Below are 24,618 nucleotides of genomic sequence, written 5' to 3' on the forward strand. Positions count from 1 at the left end.
ACTATATAGTTGCTGTATATCAAAGTTCGCTACCGCCATTTACTATGAGGTCTGTCATGCGCAAAATTCCTGTCTACTCCCACCCTGCTGCCGGTTGGCCTGCGCTGATTTCCTCTACTCGTAAGCTGATGGATTATCAGACTTTTTTACGGGGTAGCGTAAGTGTGCTAAAAAGCAACCAACCTAAAGGCGGATTCGACTGTCCGGGCTGCGCTTGGCCTGACCACAAATCACATAAAGCCATCGACGTCTGTGAAAATGGTATCAAAGTCATTGCTAGTGAGACCATGACAAAAAAAGCCGATGCGCAGTTTTTTGCGCGACATAGCGTCACTGAATTACAAGGCTGGTCGGGCTATGAGCTTGAGCATAGTGGTCGTTTATCAGAGCCTGTATATTATGATGCCGCGCAAGACCGCTACTTACCAATCTCTTGGGAAGCTGCTTATCAATGTATCGCTGAGCAGTTAGGACAGCTTGATTCGCCAGATGAGGCGCTATTTTATACCTCAGGCCGTGTGACCAACGAGCCCGCCTTTATGTATCAGCTGTTTGTGCGCTGTTTTGGCACCAATAATTTACCAGATTGCTCCAATATGTGTCACGAACCAACGTCGGTAATGCTCGGTAGACAGTTGGGTATTGGCAAAGCGACCGTGAAATTGGAAGACTTTGAGCAAGCCAAACTGATATTGATGTTTGGACAAAATCCTGCGACCAATCATCCACGCATGCTTGAAATGCTTGCTCATGCTCACGAGCAAGGCTGTCGAATCCTCTCAATCAACCCTATGCGCGAACAAGGCTTACGTAAATTTAGAAATCCGCAAAAGCCCACGCATATGGCAGCTGGTCAAAGTGATGAGATGGTCGATGAGGTCATTCAAATTCAGATCGGCGGCGATGCAGCACTCTTGACCGGTATCGCTAAGTGGCTGACTAAAAACAATAAAATCGATCAAAGCTTTATCGATGAGCATACGTCAGGATATGAGGCACTCGACGCATGGCTCCGCCAACAATCATGGCCGGATGTGGAACGTGGGTCTGGTATCAGTAAAGAGGAAATCATTAATATAGCAAAACTGGTAGCGGCGAGTCCTGCGACCATTTGCACGTGGGGTATGGGCATCACTCAGCACGTCCAAGGCGATGGTAATTTAGCGATGATTACCAACCTATTATTATTGATGGGGATGATTGGTATTGATGGCGCAGGCGCGTCTCCCGTTCGTGGTCACTCTAACGTACAGGGCGACCGTACCATGGGCATCCATGAGCGCCCTGCACAAAAGCTACTAGACAGCCTAGCGTGTGTTTGAACGTCCGATGCCGCAAGAAAATGGCTTTGATGTGGTCTCTGGTGCGAAAGCATTGATTACCGGTAAGCTAAAAGTATTTATGAGTATGGGCGGTAATTATGCCGTGGCAGCACCTGATACTAGTGCGATTCAACAAGCTTTAACCACCACTCAGCTCAATATTTTTGTCGGTACTAAACTTAATGAAACTATGCTGTATCCGGGCGCGAATAATCTTATTCTGCCTTGCTTAGGTCGTACCGAACGTATTATTACTGCCAAAGGTGAGCAATTTGCCACTATCGAAGATTCCATGTGTCAGATTGTACCCACTCGAGGCAACCTGAAACCTGTCAGCGATACGTTGAAGTCTGAAGCACAAATTGTGGCAGATATCGCCACTCATGTGCTTGGTGCTGATTCGTCCATTCCTTGGCAAGCAATGAGTGAAGACTTTGACATCGTTCGTGATTATATCGCCCAAGCGATTGACGGTTTTGAAGACTTTAATCAGCGTATTCGCGAAACCGAGCGTGGCTTTCATTTGTACCATTCTGCGCGGCATCGTGTGTGGAATACTGACAGTGGCAAAGCGCAATTTGAAGTACCACAATACCCTATCACCTACGTCGCAGCACAAATGGCAGAGACCTCTTTAGCCTTTCACCATGACAAAAAACCCAATGATAATACTAATAGTGCGCCAAACAATGAACAAAAAATTTGGCAATTGACCAGTGTCCGTAGCCATGACCAATTTAATACCATGATTTTCGGATTTGAAGATCGCTATCGCCAAACCACTCGCCGTGATGTGTTGTTTATGCACCCAGATGAAATGACTCGTTTGGGTTGGCAAGCAGGTGACCGAGTAATGGTATCTCGCCATGCCAGCTCAAATGGTTCAAATAACACAGACGGTACCGCTCAGCCACGCACGCTAGGGCCGTTAGTATTGACTGAGATGGATATCGCCGCTAACGCTGTCGCAACTTATTATCCTGAATGTAATGATTTATTTGATTTAGACACGCATGCACCAGACTCTCACATACCAGCGTATAAATCGACGACCGTTGTTTTGCAACGCGTTGAGGCAAATGCTGTTACGACCGATCATGCATAGTCAGCAACGGGCGAATCATTGAATGATGCATATATTTAAAGGAGATGATAATTTTGGTAATGACCATACGATATAACGAGGTATTATGATTGCCCAAAGTGATACTGAAACTGACGCAAAATATAGCGATAATTTTTCGGTAAACACCCTAACAGATAAGACGTCAGAAACTATAGAGTCATCTGCAACGCCGCTTGCACGTAATCATTGGGCGCAAAAGCATCATTATCCGACAGATAAGTATAACTCTAACAACATTATTGAGACCCGTGTTGCTAAGACTAATATTGCACAGACCCATATGCAGCAAATCAGTATCGACTGCCAATCAGCGAGCTTAGCAGTGGAAGCTGCGGTTGCTATCGTTATCAATGGTATTCACTATGCGGTACTGATGGCAAGCCCTCACCAGCTAGAGTATTTAGCCGTCGGCTTTTTGTCTAGCGAAGGCTTAATTCAGCATAGTCATGAGCTGCTTGATTGGGAAGTTACCCAACTGAATGATATTGCAGATTATCAAAATCTCACGCAAGATTCATTTATAAAGGAACGATTTATAAGAGATGCTACGGATGAAATTTTTGAATCTGCAGCATTTGAACAAAGCTTATCGTCACTGCAAGATTATGACATTTATGTGGTGGAGCTAGTACTAAACCAGCGTTGCCATCAGCGTATCCAAGCGCAAAAACGTCAGCTAGCAGGGCGTACAGGTTGTGGTATATGCGGCATCACAGGGCTAACACAAGCACTGCCTGACTTGAGTATCTATCGTCAAAACAGACAAAAGGCAGATACACCAAGTCTTGACTGTCTATTAGCAATACGCCAGCAAGTCGATGCGATGCAGCATACTCACCAATTGACTGGTGCCGTACACGCCGCTGCGACGATGTATAATCAGCAGCTATACCTATTCGAAGATGTAGGACGCCATAATGCGCTTGATAAGCTGATCGGTTGGCAACTGCGCAATAAAATAGAGATTAGCTGCGTCCTTATGACCTCGCGCCTATCGATTGAACTGATACAAAAATCGATTCGTGGGCGCATCCCTTGGCTAGTCGGTATGTCTGCACCTACCAGTACCGCAGTGCGTGTCGCTGAGCGTTATGGCTTAGGATTAGCGGGTTTTTTGCGTGATAACAGAGTCACTTACTATTCAAATTATTCAGACCTATAAAGTTTTATGCTCGACTCTCTCATTAAGCGCACTTATTCATAAACTCTCATTTGCAGCGCTTTAATGACAGACATATAACGCTGATTTTTCGATAATAAACGGTCTCCTTTTTAGCTCAAACAAGACCTTTTTAAAACACTATCTATTCCCTATCTCGTTTTATCAAACACACAACGAAATAATAAAGATATTATTTCGTTGTGTGTTTGATAATTATGATGTTTTTTGACGAACCATTCCTAATTTTAAGCTTGATAATAGCTTAATTTGACCTCTTAATACTTTGAATAGCCATTAATTTATGGTCAAATAAGGAGAATTGAGTAGATAATTCGCATCTAGCTAAAAAATAACTTGTAATTTAAATTATATTTGCTAATATAGGCGTCCTTGATTGGCTGGGTGGCAGAGTGGTCATGCAGCGGACTGCAACTCCGTTAACGCCGGTTCGATTCCGACCTCAGCCTCCAATTATTTAGGTTAAAATTTTATTCATATTATATTAATTTTAGCTTGCTTTATTAATATAAATGCTTATAATAGCGACCACTATCTAACAAGTAGAAAGCTTACTTTTAGATAATACAAGTTTTGCCCGGGTGGTGAAATTGGTAGACACAAGGGATTTAAAATCCCTCGCTAGTAATAGCGTGCCGGTTCAAGTCCGGCTCCGGGTACCATTACATAGTCCTATACTATCTTATAGAACAGCTAAAGCCCCTGATATCAGGGGCTTTGTTGTATCTGGCGTTCCATACTGTCCTGCTCTATCTATCCCAATCCATGCACTTTGAGTATACTGTCAAGTATACCGAGTTTTGAGTCTACTCATGGAGATCTAGGATATGGAAAGAAAAGCGATCAGTTCAGACCGAAGCATCAGCAGCCATAAGCCTGAAGATAAAAAATACTTCGTTCCTGTCAAAAACCATCCTAAGCTATTCTTAATGGTACGTCCTACTGAAACCAAATCATGGATGTATCGCTACTACCCACCTTCAAATCCTAAGCAAAGTATTATCTCCATCGGTATATATCCAAGTACCTCGTATGCTCGTGCCTGTGAAGTTTGGCGTGAATATGAAGACCTACTAAGCAAAGGTATTGACCCAAAATTTCATCGTGAAGAGATAAAGAAAAGTCTTATTAGTAAAAATAAAAACTCTTTTAATCACTTTGCATGGGAGTATTTCGATAGCTTAGACCAAACTCAGAAGAGTAATACTCTCATTCGCAAGAAAGGTCGTCTTGAGCTTATATGCCAATATATTGGTGACGAGCCAATCAGCGACATCACATCTCCTAAAATGCTTGAAGTCCTGTTAGACATTCAAGCCAACTCATTAAACAAGGATGGTAAGCCTACAGATAAGGCTGTACGCTGTGCTGGTATTGCCAGTGATGTGTTTGTCTATGCTGGGGCACGAGGCTTCTGTACGAGTGATCCTGCGGCACTCATTAAGAGTCAGTTGGCTAAGTCAAGTTACGGTCATCGTCCTGCGGTTACTAAACCGCCGGACTTGGCTGAACTTCTTAGAGATATTGAAACAATAGAAGGTGATCCAAACACCATAAACTCTCTTAGGCTATTAGCGCTTCTCTTTGTTCGTAATGGTGACCTAAGACGTATGCGCTGGGCAGATCTAGACCTAGAGGCTGGCAGGTGGCAATTAAAGCCATTGAAGGGTCAAGGCAAGGTAAATATGGTCAAGGACATGGTTGTTCCCCTACCTGATCAAGCTGTAGCTATATTGCGTGAACAACAAAAGGTTAATGGACATACAGAATATGTCTTTTTTAGCCAGACGGCAAAAAAGCACCAGATTATCTCTGATGCGACTGCTAATAAGCGTCTAAAGGATTTAGGGTATAAGGATAGACATTGCGCTCATGGCTTTAGAGCGACAGCTAAGACCATACTGCAAGAGCAGTTAAAGTACTCTCTAGTGCTTGTAGAGATGGCATTGGGTCATACGACTAAAGATCCTAATGGAGGGGCTTATAGTCGATTTGAGTACATTGATGACCGTAGTGATATGATGCAAAGGTGGGCAGACTATTTAGACGCTTTAAGAGAAGGTAGAGATACGGCAGAGTTTAAAGTGAATACAGACGTAAAGGCTAATCCTACTGCACAGTTACAAGCGTTGATTGCTCAGCTTGGAGAGAATAAGGTATTGGAGCTATTGAGAAATAAGGAATAGTATTTTAATGCCTAAATAGATTGAAAAACACACTATATCTAAAAAATGCCTTTTTAGCGTATATGGTATCTAAAGAGGTATAGTTATAACGATAGTACCTTTTTATTGATGAAGTAATTATTGCGGCTACGATAGAACTGACCCCTTCTGTTAGGTATGTATATTAAGATATCTAGAATGATTATGAATTTTAGTGATAGGAAGATGAATGATGGAGGTGTTGTATTGCTATCAAACGTGTTGGATTTTCCACTACTTTTAGGCAGATTGATCTCTAATAAGAGGCGTATTTCGATGGATGCTTTAGCTTTTTATGAACTACTATGTGTGTTGTAGGCCTTGGTAATAAAGCGTTTTACGGTTCGTGAAGCAATAGTTTTATAAATAGCTATTATAATTTCTTATATGCACCTAATGTCATGATCAATATTATTCTGTTTTAGTATCTGATGATCATATCTCTCTGGTTAAGAATGAAAAATGACTTTAGCTATCAAAACTTCCCTACGGGATGATTCAATAGCTAAAGTCATTTTTTGTTGGTAATATTCCAACCCTCGTCAGAAGCTTGCAACTGGAAAGTGAACCGCCCCGACTATATCGAAGGCTGATTCACTTGAGTCAGGTAGCCATGCCTTACATGATGAAGTTAGCATAACCATGCTTTGCAAACTCAAAGAGGTCATACCAAACTCTGTCTAAGTATAACTAAACCACCCTGTTTTTCTTAAAGTTCTCAGCCTGCTCAAATATCTCTTTATACACTTCTTTTGAATCAACAGGTGGATAGCCCCATTCATCGAGCAATATCATCAAATCAAACTGTAGTTCCGCTTTGATATCATCGCGCTTATTCCAGTCAGTGTATTTAGCCTTCTCATCGATGAGCTTTTTCACTTCTTTTGACAGCTCAAGCAGTTTGTCTTCTGGATAGGTAAAGTCATACTTATGTGCCAGTGACAGCAGGATGTCGTAAAACGCTTTTTCTTCAAAGTCGATACCCATCTCTCCAAACGATACCATCTCTTCGCGCAGCTCGTGATACAGCTTGATGATTTCATCAGAGAAATCACCAATGACTTCAGCACGTAGTAAGTCTTGCTCGTCACGGTCGTTATACTTCTCAACGAGTGCATTCATCTTCTTACTGAAATCGACGCCCTTTACCTTGTTGGTCTTTTTCAGCTCACCGATGGCTTTAGCGAGGAGCTGCTGTAGTAGCTCTAACTTGGTGTTAGGTTGCTTAATCACTTCAAGCTTGGCGAGATAGTCTTCATCGAAGATATCGAACTCACCATCGGTGTTATCACCGAGCTTAAAGATCTCTTCTACGCCATCACTGATCAGCGCGTCTTTTACCAGATCACGTACCTTTTGGTTCATCTGTTCAACGTCAGGTGCGCCGCCAGTGGTGATTTTAAAGATGATGGTACGAATAGCTAGGTAGTAATGAATCTTGTCTTTATGAGTCTTGGTGAGTGCTTCACTACCCACGCAAATATCATAGGCAGACTTAAGACGCTTGGCTAAATCCATAAAGCGTTTTTCTAGCTTTTTGGATTGCAATGCAAAGTCAGCCGCTGCATTCAAGCAATTGAGCTGCTCTAAAGGCGTGCCGTTAAAGTACAGGGTGGAGTCGAACTTATGGTAGACGGTATCCAGTAGATTCAAATGGTCTTTCACCACCACGACTGACTTTTGGATATCGTCTAGGTTTTGAACCTGACCACCAGTGTAATGCGAGAGCGCAAGGTTCATCTGCTTTTTGATGCCGATGTAATCAACCACTAAGCCGCTTTCTTTGCCTTCAAACTTACGGTTAACCCGTGAGATGGTTTGAATCAGGCTGTGTTTTTGTAGGGGTTTATCTATATAGATGGTATCGAGAAATGGTACGTCAAAGCCTGTGAGCCACATATCGACGACGATGGCGATCTTAAAGTTAGATTTGCCGTTTTTAAACTGACGATCCAGCTCTTTGCGGTAGTCTTTATTACCCAGATTGTCCCACATACCTTTTTCATCATCCTTGTTGCGAGTCATGATCATCTTGACGCGCTCCATGGGCATGACATTTTTCTTGTCGCTCTCTGATAATGTTGAGCCTTCCTCACACGCTCTTACTTCATCCCATTCGGGACGCAGCTCTATAATGTCTTTATATAATTGATAAGCAGCTTCACGACTGCTACAGACAAACATCGCCTTGCCTTTTTGCGTCGTGCCCTCTTCTACTCGCGCTTCATAATGTGTCACAAAGTCTTCAGCAATGGCTCTGATGCGGTCGGGATCACCAAGAATGGTAGACATGCTCGCCATGGCTTTTTTACTTTTCTCTATCTGATACTCATTGGTGCCAGCGTCAGCACTTTCTTGATAGTATTTCTCTACTTCATCAAGCTGCTTGCTATCGAGTAGCACTTTGGCAGCGCGGCCTTCATAGACAATACGCACGGTAATTTCGTCGAATACCGACTCGACCATAGTATAGCTATCAATGACTGGACCGAAGACATCTAAGGTGGCATCAATCGGTGTACCTGTGAAGCCAACGTATGTGGCATTGGGTAATGAATCATGTAGGTACTTAGCGAAGCCGTAAGTCTTTTTCACTCCATCTTCGGTGACGGTGACCTTTTGCTGGAGATTAATTTGGCTGCGGTGCGCTTCATCTGAGATACAGATGACGTTGGTACGCTCGGTCAGTAGGGCTAAGTCTTCAGTGAACTTATGGATGGTTGTCAAGAACACACCGCCACTTCTGCGACCTTTTAACTGTTCGCGTAGATGCGCTCGACTTTCGACACTGATGATATTGTCATCGCCGATATAGGTCTTGGCATTGGTAAATGTTTCAGACAGCTGACCGTCTAAATCGGTGCGATCAGTGATTAAGATAATGGTTGGACTGCCAAGCTCAACGTCACGCATCAGCAGACGTGCGAGAAATAGCATGGTAAAACTCTTACCACAGCCAGTGGCACCGAAGTACGTACCACCCTTTCCATCTCGTAAAGCATCGCTCTCATCAAACTTGCCGTTTACATCAAGCACTTTCATATGACGTTTAATATTATCAAACAGTTTGGTAGCTGCATAATACTGCGGATAACGACAGACGATTTTCGCATCAAAGCTTGATTTGTCAGGCACATAGATGAAGTTGCGGATGACATCAACCAAACGTGCTTTATCAAATAATCCGCTGATCATGGTTAGTAAGGAATGGATACTGTCTTTCTCAAGCTTTTCATCGCCAGTGACTTTGCGCCAAGAGTAGTAGAACTCATACGGGGCAAAGAAGGAACCCATCTTTGAGTTGACTCCATCACTAATGACGCATAAGGCATTGTATTTAAACAGCTCTGGAATATCACGCTTATAGCGAGTGGTCAGCTGGTTATAGGCATCAAACATGGTGGCATCTTCACGGATGCTGCTCTTAAACTCAAACACCACCAGTGGCAAGCCATTGATATAAAGAATGCCATCAGGAATACGCAGCTCAAAGCCTTGTACTTCCATCTGATTAATGATGCGAAAGCAATTGTTATCGAGTGCTTCATAATCAATGAGCTGGATATATAAGTCTTTTTGGGTATAGTCCTCACGCTTCAAGAAAAATCCATCAGCGACAAATTTCATGATGGCTTTATTGGTATCGTACAGATCAGACGCCGGAAGGTACTCAAGCTTATGAATAATGGACTCAATCTCATACTCTGTGATCAAGTCATCTTTATAGCGAGTGGCTAGAAACTGTCGAAGATCAGACTTAATCAGCACATCGTCAGGATTACGGTCGAGTGCTTCGCCAACCGTATGTGGATAGCTTTCAGCCACTAGTAGCTCGATAATGGCTTGTTCAAGCCTGTCTTCGGTGAATTTCAATGCTTCGTCCTTTGTTATATTTTTGAAAAGAGCAATAATATTTTATTATTGCTTCTTTTTAAGCAATTCAATTTCAAGTTTTTCTTTCTCAATTTGAAGCTCTAGCAACTCATCTTTTTTAGCATACTCGATTACTTCGTGCCCCTCTTTTTTCAATTGAAGAGCAATCAACTCATCTTGCTGAGGTTGTATTTTACCTATCCATTTATAAAAACCGAATAAACCAAGGATAGTTCCAAATAAAGCAAGTCCAATTAATAAACCTTTAAAGCCTTCTCTATCTGAAACTATGACATCTCTATATCCTTTTGTAATATTTTTAGTTTCGTCTGAAAGATTGTTACTATTTGCATTATCTAATTGAATAGCAATATCTATAAGCTGAACATTAGCTTCTTTCGTAATATATGTGGTCGCACCTAAGCTAAAGATTAAAAGTATCAACCCGAAAAGAGCAAAGAACTTATATATATTATCTGTAGGTAGTGGAACTTTATTTTGCATATCTTCTCTCGCTATATTGTATTTTTGATTATAATTCTGCTCAGCATGTCAGTAAACCAGGCTTAGATAGGTAAGCAAAGCTCCTCCTAAAAAATAACATCAGAAATACGCAACTCACCTGACATTAACTTAGGTAAAAGGGTGTCGCGGAGTTTTGATAGGGTTTTTGCTTGAAGACTATTTGCTAATATTTTTTCAAAGTAAGGACTTACTAAATTGTCAAACTCCCGTGTTAAACGTCCACCGCTAAATGCTACATTAATGGATTTAAATGTATCTCCAGTAATGGTGTTGAACACAGATCCATGCCCTTTTCTCTGAAGCTCTGATACGCTTGGAAACACAAAGTAATAAACGAAAGTATTAGAAATACCTTCATTCCCTGAAACTCCATAGCATGATTGATTCATAGCCATTGGACGCGAAACCATGGCACATTTACCAACTGTTCCTCGTGCACTAATAATTGTTGTTCCAACAGATAAAATTTTAGTTGATGAGTTCTCTACACCTAAACTGGTAACGTGTTTTTCAGTATCGAGAACAAAAATATCAGATGAGGACGGAGCATCTACAACCGAGAACCAAGGAATATCGCCATTCCAATATTCAGGAATTGATGTCTTTGGCGTACCACCTCCAGTTAATTTTATTAATGCTGCAAGTGGTGTTACTTCCCCCCCCTTCGGAATCCACCCCATTTCCTCAGTGAGTTCAAACTCATCAGGAAACAAGTCCTGAATATCTGAACTGTATTTTTTCTCAATGCCTTTACGTTGCTCGGCACGTTCGGTGAACTCATCAGGAATGGCGTTACCAGCTGCGAGCGCATTATCAATAACAGGATCAAAATCGACAAACCAACTCTTAAACAATGCCTGCGCCATCGCCTCTAGCGTTTCGTTCATTTGGCGGTTTAGCTCGATTTTGTCGTCTAAAGAGCCGAGAATGTGAGCGATAGCTTTTTGTTCGGGCATCAAGGGGAGTGATATTTCAGCTTTCTTAAAATCTCTTAAAACTACACGAGGAATAGCAGCACCAGATATGAAATTTCTTTTCAGATACTCTACAGTTCGAGAGGATAAGAAATAATATTTGAGAAATCTTGAGTTAATTTTCGCAGGATTAGGTCTTAGTATTGCAACCGAGGATAAAAGTACAACTTCAGCATCTTTTTCAAAAGTACATACTGTGTCTAATGCACTATTGCCATCTTTTGCGATTAATACATCACCTAGTTCTGGCTTACAACCTTGTTTAACTAGGTCATCATAATCTTCTTCTGATATGTGACGCGCAGTTTCAAGATTCAGACCATAGAACTCCAAATCTTTTACAGATGCCATTGGTTTTCCAGAGTCAACAGACTTTGGACTTTTGTGAGCACCATCAGTTATTTTAATGCATACATCATCTAACGTAGTTTTTATCCAATCACTCGCCATAACCCAACACCTCCAAGTTCTGACGAATCGTCGCATCGAGCTTCTGTGACTCTTGCATCTGTGCATACAGAGTTTGGCTTAGATCCAGCATTTTAGTCTCAAACGATATGCCGTCATCTTCTATAGCCGCAGCACCGACATAGCGCCCAGGGGTGAGCACATAATCATTGGCTTTGATATCATCTAGGCTTGCAGATTTACAGTAGCCTGCCTCATCGCTATAGGCTTCGTAACCGCCTGCTTCCTTTTCACCACGCCATGCATGATAAGTCTTGGCAATGGCTTCGATATCATCTTTCGTGAGTTCTTTATTAGTACGGCTAATCATGCTGCCGATAGCACGTGCATCGATGAACAGCGTTTCGCCTGTGCGATTACGCAATCCACGAGCTTGGCTGTCAGCGGATTTGGCTTGTTTGTCTTTACTGATAAACCATAAACACACCGGAATCTGCGTGGTATAAAACAACTGCCCCGGTAGCGCAATCATACAATCGACCAGATCGTTTTTGATGATTTGCTCACGTATCTCGCCTTCACCACTGGTGGTGGTAGACATCGAGCCATTGGCCAGTACAAAACCTGCTGTACCATGCTCAGAGAGCTTGGATATCATGTGCAATATCCACGCATAGTTGGCATTGCCCGTCGGCGGTGTCGGATAGCCTGCCCAGCGTGGGTCATCGACCAGCTCATCAGCCGCACGCCAGTCTTTTTGGTTAAAAGGTGGGTTCGCCATAATGAAGTCAGCTTTGAGGTCTTCGTGCTGATCTTTAAAGAACGTATCGGCTGCCACATCACCCAAGTTGCTAGAGATACCACGAATGGCAAGGTTCATCTTAGCAAGCTTGTAGGTCGTGCTGGTGTACTCTTGCCCATAGATAGACACGTCTTTAGTATTGCCGTGGTGACTTTCGATGAACTTGATGGACTGGACGAACATACCGCCTGAACCGCAGCAGGGATCATAGATTTTGCCTTGATACGGCTCAACCATTTCTGCAATGAGATTGACCACGGGTGGTGTTCTAAAAAGTATGCTGTCATCAGACGTAACCATAATTGACATAAAAGAACACCAAATCAAACGTCTTAAAGTGGTTATCAAGCTTTTTTGAGAAGCAACAGGTCTTTCGAACGGCTCGACGTAATCGATGTCTAAGGCGGCAGTTATTACCTTCTATACCTACCGTATGTTGTTTGCCAATTCGTTTGTTATCACTTTTAAAGGCGGTTTTAAAGCTATCCCAGTTGTCCATACTAATAGAGTCATAGCTGACTTTAAACTGCTTTAAACGTGCTCTTAGCTTCTTAGCCGTTTTTAAGTCACGTTTGCCCCAAACATAAGCGACAATCTCATTGGTAGCACGGTCATAAGCGTAGATGAGCCAGACTTTACGCTTCTTGCGATACACGTAAGTCCAAAACTCATCAACCTCTAAGCGTTCATAGTAGCTCTTTTTAGGCGCGATCTTATAAACAGATGAGCCTATGGTGCTCAATACTTTACCAATACTGATAGACATGACAACAGCAATGTCTCTGATGCCACAACCTCTAACCGTCATCAGCCGTATGATGTCTTCTATTCTAGAGTGACAGCCTTGGTAGGTTAAGGCATGGTCACCTATGAATTGACGTTTGCAGTCCTTGCATTGGTAGTTCTGCTTACCATAGCTTTTTATGCCGTTTTTCTTTAAACTGGGGCTGTGACAGTCGGGACAGCTGATATCTATTTGTGTCTTCATAACCTCAAATATATCATCTTGCTTTGGCTGTCACCCTCCTTTATTTCCTCAGCATACTTTCTGATACACCACCTGACCACGGACTTGGGCGTATAGAACTCACCACCGCCTTTGCCTTCAGTCGCGGCAAACTTACCCAAGAAATATTCGTACACGCGCCCTACCGTGTCTTCTTCTGGGTTACCGATGGTGTCGATGTTATTGACCACATCAATCAAGGCGGCAAGCTTACTGGCCGTTAAGCCCAAACGCGAGAAGTAGTTATCAGGTAATGCACCTTTAAGCGATTGGTTGGTTTTTTCAATCGTGCTAAGCGCCGTATCGATTTTAAGCGCGATATCTTCTTGCTTGGCATTCTGCTGAATGAAACTCCAGCGACTTTCTTCTGGCAAATAGAACACATTATCTTTGGTATAGGCTTGCACCATATCGATATGCTTTTCATAGCCTGTATCGATGAGCTTTTGGCGCTGCTGCTCAAAAGTATCACTGATGAATTTTAAGAAAATCAGGCTAAGGACGATGTGCTTATATTCTGATGATTCGACGCTACCTCGTAGCTTGTTGGCCGCATCCCAAAGAGCTTATTCAAAATTACCATTGTCTGTTTTATCTTTTTTGCTTACCGGTGTTTTAGCCATGTTTTTTTGTTCTCTATGTTCTGATAGCTAACCATGCAATGAATGCATGGTTAGCCGTACAAGAAAGTGATTTGTTTTGTGGTAACAATTTTAGCGAGATTGTGCTTTTAAGCAAGCTTATCTATCAACTCATTTTTGGAAGGAACTGTTATCTCGTACTCAATATAGATCATAAACAATGGTTAATTTTTATTTTGCTGGACTCAGAATTTATATAGACCTAAGAATATTATCGTACGGACGACAACGGTGAAGTTCCTGTCGAATACTAAAAGGTATTTTTGATAAATAGAAGTTTATTAAATTGTTTTACAAGTCAACTAATGTTAGCATTAATTTCTAAATGTTACTACTATGTAAACCTATATAAGTACAGAAAACTGGCGAGGATCACATTTCTTCAGCATATCAGCTAAGCATTTCAGACTAAGCGTTAGCTATCCGTATTGCTTCATCGTCTTTTAATATTATTAAAAATTCAGGAGAGATTTTTTGAAAAAGCTTTTACCTTGGCTGGCAGGCTTGTTGGTTATATTTGCGATTTACCTTTACGCTTCACCATATATAGCTTTTTATAACATTAAAAATGCTGCTGAACAGAAAGACGCAGATAAGCTGTCAGGGTATATTGATTTCCCTAGCGTTAAGCAAAGTATAAAGGATCAAGTCAAAGCCGCTATGGTTGAAGAGCTTGCTGCAAGTGATGAGCAAGATGGCTTTGAGGCTTTAGGAACTATGTTAGCCGCTGCAATGATAGACCCACTCGTTGATGGTTTGATCACACCTGATGGTGTTGCATTAATGCTTCAAGGGCAAAAATTGGATTTTGACTCAAGTAATGACAGCTCGGAAGACAAGGCTAAAATCGACAATGAAGATATTGATTATAAAACTGGCTACCTGTCATTTAATCGATTCAAAGTTCAGATCATTGATGCCGATGATTCGGATGAGTCATTAGATGTGATCATGCATAGAGACGGTCTTAGCTGGAAAGTCACAAGAATTTCCTTTTCGTTAGACTCAAAAGATAAAAATTCGGTGGTGTATCAAAAAGTATGCTGGAGTAATAAAGGAAGGGTGACAGCCGAAGCAAGATGATATATTTGAGGTTATGAAGACACAAATACAGATCAATTGCCCCGACTGTCACAGTCCCAGTTTAAAGAAAAACGGCATAAAAAGCTATGGCAAGCAGAACTACCAATGTAAGGACTGCAAACGCCAGTTTATTGGCGATCATGCGGTAACCTATAACGGCTGTCACTCTAGAATAGAAGATCTCATACGACTGATGACTGTCCGAGGTTGCGGCGTTAGAGACATAGCCGTTATAGCCAAGGTTAGTATTGGAAAAGTGCTTAGTACTATAGGCTCATCCATTTACAAGATTGTACCTAAGAAGCGCTACTATGAACGCTTAGAGGTTGATGAGTTCTGGATTTACGTATATCGCAAGAAGCGTAAAGTTTGGCTTATTTATGCTTATGACCGTGCTACTAATGAGATTGTCGCTTATGTCTGGGGCAAGCGTGACTTAAAAACGGCTCAGAAACTAAGAGCACGTCTTAAGCAACTTAAAGTGAGCTATGACTCTATTAGCATGGACAATTGGGACAGTTTCATAACGGCCTTTAAAGGTGATAACAAACGAGTTGGCAAACAGCATACGGTAGGTATAGAAGGTAATAACTGCCGTCTTAGACACCGATTAAGACGATCGGTTAGAAAGACTTGTTGCTTCTCAAAAAAGCTTGATAATCACTTTAAAGTATTCGATCTGGTGTTCTTTTATGTCAATTATGGCTACGTCTGATGCCAGCATACTTTTTAGAACACCACCAAAAATTCTAATAAGAACATCGAAGACTCATCTGTCGCTGACTTCGGCTTGATTGATGAAGAGGTTGCAAGTGAAACATATGATGATATATTCCAAGATCTAAGTGATCAATTGGATGCTGACATGACATCCATATCAGACATGAGTGAAACTACTCATGAGATCTCAAATGATGACTACTACGATAATGGAACCGGTGATCACGCTGTAGAAACGACCGAACTACTGACACCAACGCAAGCAGCACACATTGATTACCTCGTTAATAATGATATTGAAGTGTCACAAGACATGGTAGATTTATTAAATGATTTTACACTTGGTGGCGGCACAGATGCTGATCTGCGTAAATTCGTGATTGAACGTTCAGGTTATGACGACGGATATGATCCGTTAGCCGATTGTCGTAACCCAGATCTGGCAGAAGCACAGCATATGAACAACTGCACTTGATGATTAATAATTCAAAAAAGCCACCTTAGCATTTTGCAAGGTGGCTTTTTTATGGATAGAAGGTTGTGAGCAGTTATACAGTTTTTGGGAACCTGAGACCATCCCAGATTCTGTGTAACTGCCATTTAGATTAAATGCCTGCTGATACGATCATCAAACATAATCATAAAACGATTCAGAGCAGACGTCCAGTTACGGATTGGCATCGACCACTTTTTGGATGCCTGCTGGGTGGCTAAGTACACCACTTTGAATGCTGCCTGATCAGAGGGGAACACCTTACGCTTATTCACCGCTGTCCGAATCACGCTGTTTAAAGACTCAATAGCATTGGTGGTATAAATGGCTTTTCTGATGTCTTTAGGGTAATTAAAGAACACCGTTAAGCCCTCCCAGTTATTGCGCCAAGACTTGACCACGTGCGGGTACTCTGTGCCCCAAGTCTCATCAAAGTGTTCAAGATTGGCCTCGGCTATCTCAAGCGTATCAGCTCCGTAGATGGCTTTTAAATCAGCCGCTACTTTCTTCTTATCCGTCCATGGCACAAACTTCATTGAATAGCGCAGCATATGCACGATACACAGCTGAACCTGAGCGTTTGGATAAACGGTGTTGATAGCATCAGGGAAGCCCTTTAAACCATCGACACAGGCAATGAGGATATCTTGTACCCCGCGGTTTTGTAGTTCAGTGAGAACGCCTAGCCAGAACTTAGCGCCTTCATTCTCTGAGAGCCACATACCAAGCAGCTCTTTTCTGCCGTCGAGTCCCACGCCTAAGGCCAGATAGATCGCCTTGTTGATGATCTGCTTGTCTTGACGTATCTTCACGACGATGCAGTCCAAATAGACGATAGGATAAACACTGCTCAGCGGCCGGTTCTGCCAAGCGGTGATGTCCTCTAATATGTTATCGGTGACTCTTGAGACAAGAGAGCTTGAGATGTCGACATCGTAGAGCTCTTTAATGCTCTCTACGATCTCGGTGGTGGTTTGACCCTTGGCGTAAAGGAATATGATCTTGTCATCAAGGCCACTAATACGGGTTTGATGCTTGCGCACGAGTGTAGGTTCAAAGTCACCATGACGGTCTCTTGGGGTGGAGATCTCAAGATCGCCTGTGTCACTGCGGACGGTCTTTTTAGTGTGACCGTTACGCTTATTAGGTTTATCCGCCTTTTCATGCTTGGGATAGCCGAGATGGTCTTCCATCTCAGCCTCTAAGGCAGTATCGATAAAGGATTGCATGAGCTGCTTTTGGAAGTCTTTGATGTCATCAAAGCTTTTCATGCTACCAGCCATTTGCTCGGCCAGTTTTTTAATGTCAGATTGAGTAGTCATTGCTTATTCTCCGGTTAGTGGATTATAAGCAGTTACACAGTTTTTAGGAAAGGCTCGGGAACCTCCCGTGTTACCTACTCAATAAAACATATTCAGCACAACTAGGCTCATATCCGTTATCACAAGATTTGATATACCACTCTTGTGATTTGACTTTATCTTGCTCGACACCTCTGCCTTCAAAGTACATCAAGCCAAGACTGTTCTGCGCTGCGGCTATTTCTTGATTTGCAGCTTTTAGATACCATTCGGCTGCTTTTTTATCATTGAGCTCAACCCCTTTGCCAGTTTCATACATGTCACCGATATTGTTTTGAGCATTAGCATATCCTTGATCGGCAGCTTTTCTTAGCCATTTCAGTGTTTCTGCGTAGTCCTGACTTACTCCTTGACCCTCATAGTACATTGCAGCTAAATTGTACTGAGCCAATACAAAATCTTGATCAGCTGACTTCCGGTACCATTCCACTGCTTTATAATAATCTTGCGGAATACCTTCGCCATTCTGATAAAGCGTTCCAAGATTATATTGAATTTCAGCATTACCTTGTTTGGCAGCCTTTTCATACCACTCAATAGCCTTAGCATAATTTTGACGTACGCCTATGCCATTACTATACATCTCTCCAAGTGCATATTGAGAAAACACTCTACCTCTATAAGCAGCTTCTTTAGTCTTTTCAAATGCTTTAACATCATCTTGACTAATACCATCTCCAGTAAGGTACATGTGGCCAAGAGTAGCTTGAGTAGTCGCTATACCGTTATTTACCAACTTACTTACGATACCAAGATCAGCAGTAGCTGATAAGGTTAGCCCACACGATAATCCCACTAGCATCACTTTACAAATTAATGTTCTATTGAATTTTTGCATGATAATTATTCTTTCTCATCCAGTTTTTGATTAGTATCCCAGCCTGCTTGATCACATTGATCACTTAAAAACAAGCCATGCTATGGCTTTAATAATGAAATCGGTACTGTACTAATAACAGTGTTGATGCTATCTCAACTATTCTGTGTTTCACCTGTCAAATATCTTGACACACCCAAAAAGTAACCCTTCATCGTCATCCGATCAAAGCTATAAACATGAGCATACGGCGCTTCCTTACAGCGCCCTACTAGCGGTACCTTTTGATCAGGCTTGCCATTCGCCAGCTCTATTACTCCAGAGCAAATAGGACAGGTTGCAGTGAATTCTGTGACCCTTGCTATGTTGAGCTTATCTTTGTCTCGGTACATCTCAATATCCGTATTATCAGCATTAATATTAGCAAAGAACATAGGCGCTTTAATCACGCGATGTTGAGGTAGCGACTGTAACGGCATAAGAAAATATCGCCAGTTAAGATAAGCAAAAGGAATAAACACCACGAAAACCATAGCTTGCCAAAGTTTAAAGCTTGGTAAATCACTTAATAACAAAAGGACTAGTATTGAGTATATGACAATCAAAATATCCAGCAGAGCACTTAGCATTAGTAATAACATAAGCGAGATTCCGCTAATACTCAGCATCTTGAGCTCACCTTTTTTGAAGAAAAGACGAGTGAATAAAGAGGACTTAATCTCAGAAGCCGCTTTGCGCTCATAAGTAACACTGCTTAAATCTTCATTATCTTCATTATCTTCATTATCTTCAATGTCATCAGAGTCAATGGCGGCAGATCCAGTTATCTGCTCTTCATCTACTTCCTCGTTTTCAATAGCCTTAACACTCATCCATACTAAGGTTCTGTTCTTGGCACCACCTTCTGATACAGATGAAATAACTTCTGGCAAATACCCTATATCATTAAACGCCTGTTCACAGTCTGGTTGTGACTCAATAAACCTTGCTAACTCTACATTTAATCTATCCGTTTTTATCTTATTTTTAGCAACTTGACTACTCACAGTATTTTCATTTACGCCCCTAGCTTTGGCGTAAATGACTTGCCTCGATAATTTCTCAGGCTCAAACTCTTCGTCTGAATATTTTAGTTTGTTGAGCTGTGCGTCAACTATTACTCTTAGACAATGATCATAAAAAGTATTTCTTGGAAAATTAAGTAATTGTTTTTTTAGCTCTTCAAAGACGCTTAAGTGTATGTTTTTCATAGGTAAATACCGATTTAGACCCTATTATACCCCCAATAGCAGTCTGTTTTAGGGGCAGAATTCTTTTCATATTTACCTCACTCCTAACCAACTAACAAGAGGATGGTAACTATGTCAATGTCAATCGCTGTTAATGAGCAAAAGCAAATCGTCAATGTTAAGCAAGTCGAGCGAGGGCTGGCTTGTATGTGTTTTTGCTTTGAATGTGGTGAGCCTGTGCTGGCTCGTAAAGGTGAAAAGAATGAGCACCATTTTGCACACCTAAACAATAAAGAAAGCTGCACTATTCATCCTGAAAGTATCCTACACAAGTTTGCTAAACAAGTCATTATGGAAGAAAGGTATTTAACACTGCCATCCCTACCTGATGACGAAAATAGCGAGAATAAAACTTGGCAGTTTGATCATTTGATTGAGGAACAAGCTGTTGGCTGTATTCAACCTGATATAGTCGCAACGGCTAATGATGAAATGATGTTTATTGAAGTTGCCGTGACTTCTTTCATCGATACTGATAAAGCTGAATTTATTAAGCAGCTAGGCATTAAGACTATTGAGATCGATTTGAGAGAAACCATTGCACAAGGTATGGAGTTACCAAGTGAGGAAGCCAAAGATTATATTCTAGACTGTGTCAGTAATAAGCAGTGGATATTCCCAGCACCGAAATCGTTAGCAATACCAGTAGCCCCTACACCATTGGTTGAATCCACCTATAACTGCCAAACAGTCACTGAAAATAATATCAATGAAAGCTTTGATAAAAGTTACGACACTTATCGCTTTACTATCAACCATGCTTGGGTCGACGTGAGAGTTTTTAAGTCAGGCATGGTATCTATTAAATGTGTGACCTACAACCATGATGTTATTGAGATACTCAAGCAATGGCGTAACGAAGGCGGTGGTCAATACAATCAAAAATATAAGTCATGGAATTACTTCAAGCCGTTTTCAGATACTGTCTTTCAACGACTGCAAGAAATGGATATGACCCCTACTGCTTAAATATGACCCTACTTGATACTACGGAGAATAAAACGATGACACTCACTACTATGCTGCTAATTATAATCTTACTAATGATGTCGCTACTTGTATGGACTATACAGCGAATACAATTGCAAAATAAAGCTCTACTAGAGAGCGAACGGGATATTGCGCAAATTAAGAACGATATGCTTGAAAAAGAAGCAGGCTTTCAACAGCGATTAGATAAAGACATTAAAGAGGCGCAAAAGCGTTCAAACAGCATGCAGCGCAACGTCCTAAAAGGTCAAATAGGTGAACAGTTCACGCCCTTTATTACTGACTTTCCTTACAACCCTTCAGACTGCCGATTCATGGGTGAGCCGATTGACTATGTCATCTTCCAAAACTTACATGAATGCGCTGATGGCAATGTTCCGATTGAAGACGTACATCTCATTATCGCAGAAGTCAAAACAGGGAATGCGAGACTCAACCAGCGACAGAAGATTATTAAGCAAGTAATCGAAAATGGGCAGATAAGCTTTAAAGAGCTTAGGATAAAGCAATGCGAAAATACGGAAGATATGAGAGTTCAAACAAGTAGCTAATGATACATTACAGAGATGAATATGCTATATTATCGATGAAACCACAATATTTTGTTAAAAGTGACTTAATATGATTACTTATATTCGCTTTGAAAACTTTCATTCTTATCGAGAATCTACTGAACTGTCATTTACTCTGGGTAAACAACCTACTAAGACTGACTATGACTTTTATGTTGATACCAAGCAAGATCAATATCGATTAAATAAAGTCACTGCCATACTTGGCGCTAATGGCTCCGGTAAGACCCAACTATTAAAAGCAATTGCATTTTTACGTTGGTTTATGTGTAGCTCAACCAGTAGTACTGATTCAGAAGAGGCCATACCCTTTAGTCCTTTTGCACTCAGCAAAGATAAGCAATCTTATTTTGAGCTCGGCTTTTTACTTAAAAATGCTGATGACGTCTATGAAGAGTACCGTTATGAACTGACTGTGACACAGAACAGCGTTATTAAAGAGGCTTTGTACAAGAAGACTAGTAGTCAATTTAGCTATATATTTATACGTCAGCATGACGATGACAAACTTAGCTATAAGCATCGTAACTTTGTGATCCCTTCTTTAGCAGATGATGTGAAAAAAAATGCCTCACTTATCAGTTATGCTAATTTGCTTGATGAGCCTTTGGCAGAAGCAATTACAGAGATGTTTAATAACTATAAAACCAATGTGGTTGCTATGGGTCGCATTGGTAGTATCAGCCAATCCATACCTGAAATGACAGAATTGTTTGCTAAGGATGAGGGTCTAAAGCAAACTGCTGAAAAGCTACTTTGCCAGTTCGATACAGGTATAGATGAAATTAACATAAAAAGCGTGATAACGGTAAACGAGGGTAAACAGCAAGAAATCCTGCTACCTTTTGGTGTTCATAAAGTCGGTGATGACTCGTTTGAGCTGATGATTTATGAAGAGTCTAATGGTACTCAATCTGCCTATAGCTTGCTTGGGCTCATACTGCCTGTTCTCAAAAACGGTGGTGTAGCTATTATTGATGAGCTTGATAATGACTTACATCCTCTGCTGTTGCCTGCCATTTTTGATTTGTTTCGCTCATCGCATTACAACCCTCATAATGCGCAGCTTATTTTTAGTTGCCATACCCCTGAGGTGTTTAACTTACTGAACAAGCATCAAATCTATTTAGTCGAAAAATACGAGCAGGCTTCAGAAGCTTGGCGACTTGATGAGATGGAGGGGATCCGTAATGACGATAACCTTTATGCAAATACATGGCTGGCGCGTTTGACGCGATACCAAATCTGTAAGGGGCTAGATTATGGCAAAGCGCAAACCTACTAGATTAGCCAACAAAACCACCCTACTCGTTATGGGCGAAGGTGAACACGATAAGGCATTTTTAAGTCATATGAAAGGCATCTATCATGAAAGACGCTCTGGCAGTAAAATCACTTTAGATTTTTCGAGTGGTGGCTCTCCCCACGATATTATCAAGGACACGGTTAAAAAGAGTCGTCACGTTGATTATGACCAGAAGTTTATTTTGATGGATAGCGATATTCCTATTAAGCAAGAAGATATTAAAGCAGCTAAAGATTCGGGCATTGCTATTTTATATTCAGAGCCGCTCTGCTTGGAAGGTATGCTACTTAGCATACTTGCGCAAAATGTTCCTAGTACCGCTCAAAAGTGTAAAAGCGTACTACACCCTCAATTGTCCGATAAACCTGCCTTATCGAAAAGCTACGAGCCCCTATTTGCTAAGCCAGTGCTTGATAAGACCAATCATGCCACAATCGTAAAGCTACGCTCATTACTAGGTAATAAGCAAAAAAAATAGCCATCTCACATTTGAGTGAGACGGCTGATGCACTTGCTAGGCTAATCGCGCATTGATTTTAGCTTCAATCCATTCTGCAATCTCACTTGCTACCCACACTACCCTAACCTGCGTAAGCTGTACTTTCTTAGGAAAGGTTGGATCATAGCGTTTAGAGCTTTCATCAATCATCTCATAGATCGTCGAGCGGCTAAGATTTGTATAGTTACCAACTTCTTTAATATTCAGTAGCTGTGGTATATGATTGCATTGCTCGATTGCTGGCTGTACTGCGTTTAAAGTTTCCATGATTTTCTCCTTGTAAGTGAATGAGAGCATCTCCTCTCATATACTTATCGAGTCCTATATTTTTTTACCGCATTCCATACAGCTCCACGGTTGTCCTTGATTGAAGCCATAAAAAAAGAGCTGATGACTCAGCTCTTTTTATGCTGTATATGCGTGTCAGCTGTACTAACTTACTGCCGTCACACTCTGTCGCAGCCCTTGCTCAATGCTGGTTACGTCACGAGTCGCTAATCCATTTCGATAGTCACCCTGTTGACCACTGCCAACATCGTCTGTCTCTACTGGATAAAACTCCTCTACCACCTCCATGGCATCTTCGCTATCGATACCAAAGCACGAGTTCACATAGCCAAGCTTTGCTGCTGCCTCTAATGCTGCTTGATCAAAGCCATGTTCGCTCAGCTCCTTATCAATGGCCCCAGCATCTTGTACGGCCTGTTTGAGTGTTACATCACCACGCAGTGTTAAATCCACAAAGTAAATCGGCGTACGATAGCTTTGCGTGGTGCTCTTACCTCTGAGTGTTAGTTGTAATGGCAAACATGACAGCTTATTGCCTGATACCGCAGCAAAGTAGCTTAAGCGAGCTGCCAAGGTACGGATGCTGTTAAAGCCTGTGGTACGAAAGATAAACGTACCCAGCTCATCGTCTTCACTCAGATTTGCGTATAGTCTGCCATACGGCTTACAAGCACCGCCCTGTGCCAGTGGACAACGATCAGGGGATGGGCATGGTAGTTGCTCTACGCCATTGCTAGTTCTGCGCTGACACTGCTCACCGTCACCCACGCATAGCGGGCGTCCGGTCTGTCTATCGAACAGCGTGTACTCAGCACGTAGGTTAAGCTCAGGATCATTAAACAACATGCGTACGGGTATTTGTCTGAGCTTACCGTCATTCTTTTCGCGTAGCTTTGCATCAAGTGGATGATTGATCCAGCCATCTTTATTTTGAACTTGACTGGTGATAGTGAATTGATCGTCTTTGGCAGGTAAACGCTTGCCATCTTTTACAATGACACGCCCAATGCTAATACGACCTAGAACTGGCGGGGTTATCGTTAGACCTTTAATCATGGTGATATTCCTTATGTGTTTAATAAATTATGCTTAACCATAAAAAAGCCCACCTGTGCTAGGTGGGCGGTTATGCGCTTGCT

Annotated in this window: 20 protein-coding genes, 2 tRNA genes and 2 pseudogenes; 12 read left to right on the forward strand and 12 right to left on the reverse strand. The window is 41.7% G+C overall.

What is annotated here, in order from left to right; all coding sequences use genetic code 11:
- Positions 1-56: 56 nt before the first annotated feature.
- The 5 genes and pseudogenes from JMV76_RS15225 to JMV76_RS02745 all read left to right on the forward strand — a co-directional run bounded on the left by JMV76_RS15225 (position 57) and on the right by JMV76_RS02745 (position 5,814).
- A pseudogene (locus tag JMV76_RS15225) lies at positions 57-2,427 on the forward strand (FdhF/YdeP family oxidoreductase).
- Positions 2,428-2,512: 85 nt separating this feature from the next.
- Positions 2,513-3,610: a formate dehydrogenase accessory sulfurtransferase FdhD gene (locus JMV76_RS02730; protein ID WP_087815049.1), complete on the forward strand. Its 1,098-nt coding sequence runs from the start codon at positions 2,513-2,515 to the stop codon at positions 3,608-3,610.
- A gap of 396 nt (positions 3,611-4,006) precedes the next feature.
- Positions 4,007-4,080, forward strand: a tRNA-Cys gene (locus JMV76_RS02735).
- A 123-nt stretch (positions 4,081-4,203) separates the two neighbouring features.
- A tRNA-Leu gene (locus JMV76_RS02740) sits at positions 4,204-4,290 on the forward strand.
- Between the two features lie 165 nt (positions 4,291-4,455).
- Positions 4,456-5,814 (forward strand): tyrosine-type recombinase/integrase, encoded by a 1,359-nt coding sequence (locus tag JMV76_RS02745; protein WP_201501520.1) that lies wholly within the window; start codon positions 4,456-4,458, stop codon positions 5,812-5,814.
- A gap of 708 nt (positions 5,815-6,522) precedes the next feature.
- On the opposite strand, the gene JMV76_RS02750 is transcribed toward JMV76_RS02745, so the two are convergent.
- The 7 genes and pseudogenes from JMV76_RS02750 to JMV76_RS15045 form a co-directional block, all read right to left on the reverse strand.
- Positions 6,523-9,705, reverse strand: coding sequence for a type I restriction endonuclease subunit R (locus JMV76_RS02750; RefSeq protein WP_201501521.1), 3,183 nt, complete (start codon positions 9,703-9,705; stop codon positions 6,523-6,525).
- Between the two features lie 45 nt (positions 9,706-9,750).
- Entirely contained in the window at positions 9,751-10,209 is a 459-nt protein-coding gene (locus JMV76_RS02755; RefSeq protein ID WP_201501522.1) for a hypothetical protein, read from the reverse strand.
- A gap of 86 nt (positions 10,210-10,295) precedes the next feature.
- Positions 10,296-11,654: a restriction endonuclease subunit S gene (locus JMV76_RS02760; RefSeq protein WP_201501523.1), complete on the reverse strand. Its 1,359-nt coding sequence runs from the start codon at positions 11,652-11,654 to the stop codon at positions 10,296-10,298.
- Complete coding sequence (locus JMV76_RS02765) at positions 11,644-12,723, reverse strand: SAM-dependent methyltransferase (protein ID WP_265090261.1); 1,080 nt, start codon at positions 12,721-12,723, stop codon at positions 11,644-11,646. Before JMV76_RS02765 ends, JMV76_RS02760 begins: the two co-directional genes overlap by 11 nt.
- A complete protein-coding gene (locus JMV76_RS02770) occupies positions 12,701-13,402 on the reverse strand; it encodes an IS1 family transposase (protein WP_201501524.1) in 702 nt (233 codons plus the stop codon). Before JMV76_RS02770 ends, JMV76_RS02765 begins: the two co-directional genes overlap by 23 nt.
- On the reverse strand, positions 13,399-13,611 hold the full coding sequence (locus JMV76_RS15040; protein WP_265090269.1) for an SAM-dependent methyltransferase: 213 nt from the start codon (positions 13,609-13,611) through the stop codon (positions 13,399-13,401). Before JMV76_RS15040 ends, JMV76_RS02770 begins: the two co-directional genes overlap by 4 nt.
- Positions 13,612-13,971, reverse strand: a pseudogene (locus JMV76_RS15045) (type I restriction-modification system subunit M N-terminal domain-containing protein); the annotation flags it as partial.
- A 564-nt stretch (positions 13,972-14,535) separates the two neighbouring features.
- Here JMV76_RS15045 and JMV76_RS02780 point away from each other — a divergent pair.
- The 3 genes from JMV76_RS02780 (at position 14,536) to JMV76_RS02790 (ending at position 16,339) form a co-directional block, all read left to right on the forward strand.
- Positions 14,536-15,144 carry a DUF2939 domain-containing protein gene (locus tag JMV76_RS02780; protein WP_201501525.1) on the forward strand — a complete coding sequence of 203 codons (609 nt, stop codon included), beginning with the start codon at positions 14,536-14,538 and terminating at the stop codon, positions 15,142-15,144.
- Between the two features lie 13 nt (positions 15,145-15,157).
- Complete coding sequence (locus JMV76_RS02785) at positions 15,158-15,859, forward strand: IS1 family transposase (RefSeq protein ID WP_201501526.1); 702 nt, start codon at positions 15,158-15,160, stop codon at positions 15,857-15,859.
- Between the two features lie 150 nt (positions 15,860-16,009).
- A complete protein-coding gene (locus tag JMV76_RS02790; protein WP_201501527.1) occupies positions 16,010-16,339 on the forward strand; it encodes a hypothetical protein in 330 nt (109 codons plus the stop codon).
- A 125-nt stretch (positions 16,340-16,464) separates the two neighbouring features.
- On the opposite strand, the gene JMV76_RS02795 is transcribed toward JMV76_RS02790, so the two are convergent.
- The 3 genes from JMV76_RS02795 to JMV76_RS02805 form a co-directional block, all read right to left on the reverse strand.
- Positions 16,465-17,679: an IS256 family transposase gene (locus JMV76_RS02795; RefSeq protein ID WP_201501528.1), complete on the reverse strand. Its 1,215-nt coding sequence runs from the start codon at positions 17,677-17,679 to the stop codon at positions 16,465-16,467.
- A gap of 70 nt (positions 17,680-17,749) precedes the next feature.
- A complete protein-coding gene (locus JMV76_RS02800) occupies positions 17,750-18,556 on the reverse strand; it encodes a tetratricopeptide repeat protein (RefSeq protein ID WP_227690035.1) in 807 nt (268 codons plus the stop codon).
- Positions 18,557-18,690: 134 nt separating this feature from the next.
- Positions 18,691-19,785, reverse strand: a complete 1,095-nt coding sequence (locus JMV76_RS02805; protein ID WP_201501529.1) for a hypothetical protein — start codon at positions 19,783-19,785, stop codon at positions 18,691-18,693.
- Positions 19,786-19,896: 111 nt separating this feature from the next.
- Here JMV76_RS02805 and JMV76_RS02810 point away from each other — a divergent pair, with 111 nt between their 5' ends.
- The 4 genes from JMV76_RS02810 (at position 19,897) to JMV76_RS02825 (ending at position 23,170) form a co-directional block, all read left to right on the forward strand.
- Positions 19,897-20,793: a competence protein CoiA family protein gene (locus JMV76_RS02810; RefSeq protein ID WP_201501530.1), complete on the forward strand. Its 897-nt coding sequence runs from the start codon at positions 19,897-19,899 to the stop codon at positions 20,791-20,793.
- 50 nt (positions 20,794-20,843) lie between these two features.
- A complete protein-coding gene (locus JMV76_RS02815) occupies positions 20,844-21,365 on the forward strand; it encodes a Holliday junction resolvase-like protein (RefSeq protein WP_227690065.1) in 522 nt (173 codons plus the stop codon).
- Between the two features lie 70 nt (positions 21,366-21,435).
- Entirely contained in the window at positions 21,436-22,671 is a 1,236-nt protein-coding gene (locus JMV76_RS02820) for an AAA family ATPase (protein ID WP_227690037.1), read from the forward strand.
- Positions 22,649-23,170 carry a hypothetical protein gene (locus tag JMV76_RS02825; RefSeq protein WP_201501532.1) on the forward strand — a complete coding sequence of 174 codons (522 nt, stop codon included), beginning with the start codon at positions 22,649-22,651 and terminating at the stop codon, positions 23,168-23,170. Before JMV76_RS02820 ends, JMV76_RS02825 begins: the two co-directional genes overlap by 23 nt.
- A 36-nt stretch (positions 23,171-23,206) precedes the next feature.
- Here the strand turns inward: JMV76_RS02825 and JMV76_RS02830 are convergent, their stop codons facing one another.
- Both JMV76_RS02830 and JMV76_RS02835 read right to left on the reverse strand, forming a co-directional pair.
- Positions 23,207-23,458 (reverse strand): helix-turn-helix transcriptional regulator, encoded by a 252-nt coding sequence (locus JMV76_RS02830; RefSeq protein WP_227690039.1) that lies wholly within the window; start codon positions 23,456-23,458, stop codon positions 23,207-23,209.
- A gap of 165 nt (positions 23,459-23,623) precedes the next feature.
- Positions 23,624-24,535 (reverse strand): recombination directionality factor, encoded by a 912-nt coding sequence (locus JMV76_RS02835; protein ID WP_201501534.1) that lies wholly within the window; start codon positions 24,533-24,535, stop codon positions 23,624-23,626.
- Between the last annotated feature and the right edge of the window lie 83 nt (positions 24,536-24,618).

Origin of the sequence: Psychrobacter cibarius, assembly GCF_904845955.1 — a bacterium.
GTDB classification, from domain to species: domain Bacteria; phylum Pseudomonadota; class Gammaproteobacteria; order Pseudomonadales; family Moraxellaceae; genus Psychrobacter; species Psychrobacter cibarius_B.

Excerpts from the sequence above, each read along its gene's own strand:
- JMV76_RS02730 (WP_087815049.1), top strand. The coding sequence starts at position 2,513 with ATGATTGCCCAAAGTGATACTGAAACTGACGCAAAATATAGCGATAAT.
- JMV76_RS02745 (WP_201501520.1), top strand. The coding sequence starts at position 4,456 with ATGGAAAGAAAAGCGATCAGTTCAGACCGAAGCATCAGCAGCCATAAG.
- JMV76_RS02755 (WP_201501522.1), bottom strand. The coding sequence starts at position 10,209 with ATGCAAAATAAAGTTCCACTACCTACAGATAATATATATAAGTTCTTT.
- JMV76_RS02760 (WP_201501523.1), bottom strand. The coding sequence starts at position 11,654 with ATGGCGAGTGATTGGATAAAAACTACGTTAGATGATGTATGCATTAAA.
- JMV76_RS02765 (WP_265090261.1), bottom strand. The coding sequence starts at position 12,723 with ATGTCAATTATGGTTACGTCTGATGACAGCATACTTTTTAGAACACCA.
- JMV76_RS02770 (WP_201501524.1), bottom strand. The coding sequence starts at position 13,402 with ATGAAGACACAAATAGATATCAGCTGTCCCGACTGTCACAGCCCCAGT.
- JMV76_RS02785 (WP_201501526.1), top strand. The coding sequence starts at position 15,158 with ATGAAGACACAAATACAGATCAATTGCCCCGACTGTCACAGTCCCAGT.
- JMV76_RS02790 (WP_201501527.1), top strand. The coding sequence starts at position 16,010 with ATGACATCCATATCAGACATGAGTGAAACTACTCATGAGATCTCAAAT.
- JMV76_RS02795 (WP_201501528.1), bottom strand. The coding sequence starts at position 17,679 with ATGACTACTCAATCTGACATTAAAAAACTGGCCGAGCAAATGGCTGGT.
- JMV76_RS02800 (WP_227690035.1), bottom strand. The coding sequence starts at position 18,556 with ATGCAAAAATTCAATAGAACATTAATTTGTAAAGTGATGCTAGTGGGA.
- JMV76_RS02805 (WP_201501529.1), bottom strand. The coding sequence starts at position 19,785 with ATGAAAAACATACACTTAAGCGTCTTTGAAGAGCTAAAAAAACAATTA.
- JMV76_RS02810 (WP_201501530.1), top strand. The coding sequence starts at position 19,897 with ATGTCAATGTCAATCGCTGTTAATGAGCAAAAGCAAATCGTCAATGTT.
- JMV76_RS02815 (WP_227690065.1), top strand. The coding sequence starts at position 20,844 with ATGCTGCTAATTATAATCTTACTAATGATGTCGCTACTTGTATGGACT.
- JMV76_RS02820 (WP_227690037.1), top strand. The coding sequence starts at position 21,436 with ATGATTACTTATATTCGCTTTGAAAACTTTCATTCTTATCGAGAATCT.
- JMV76_RS02825 (WP_201501532.1), top strand. The coding sequence starts at position 22,649 with ATGGCAAAGCGCAAACCTACTAGATTAGCCAACAAAACCACCCTACTC.
- JMV76_RS02830 (WP_227690039.1), bottom strand. The coding sequence starts at position 23,458 with ATGGAAACTTTAAACGCAGTACAGCCAGCAATCGAGCAATGCAATCAT.
- JMV76_RS02835 (WP_201501534.1), bottom strand. The coding sequence starts at position 24,535 with ATGATTAAAGGTCTAACGATAACCCCGCCAGTTCTAGGTCGTATTAGC.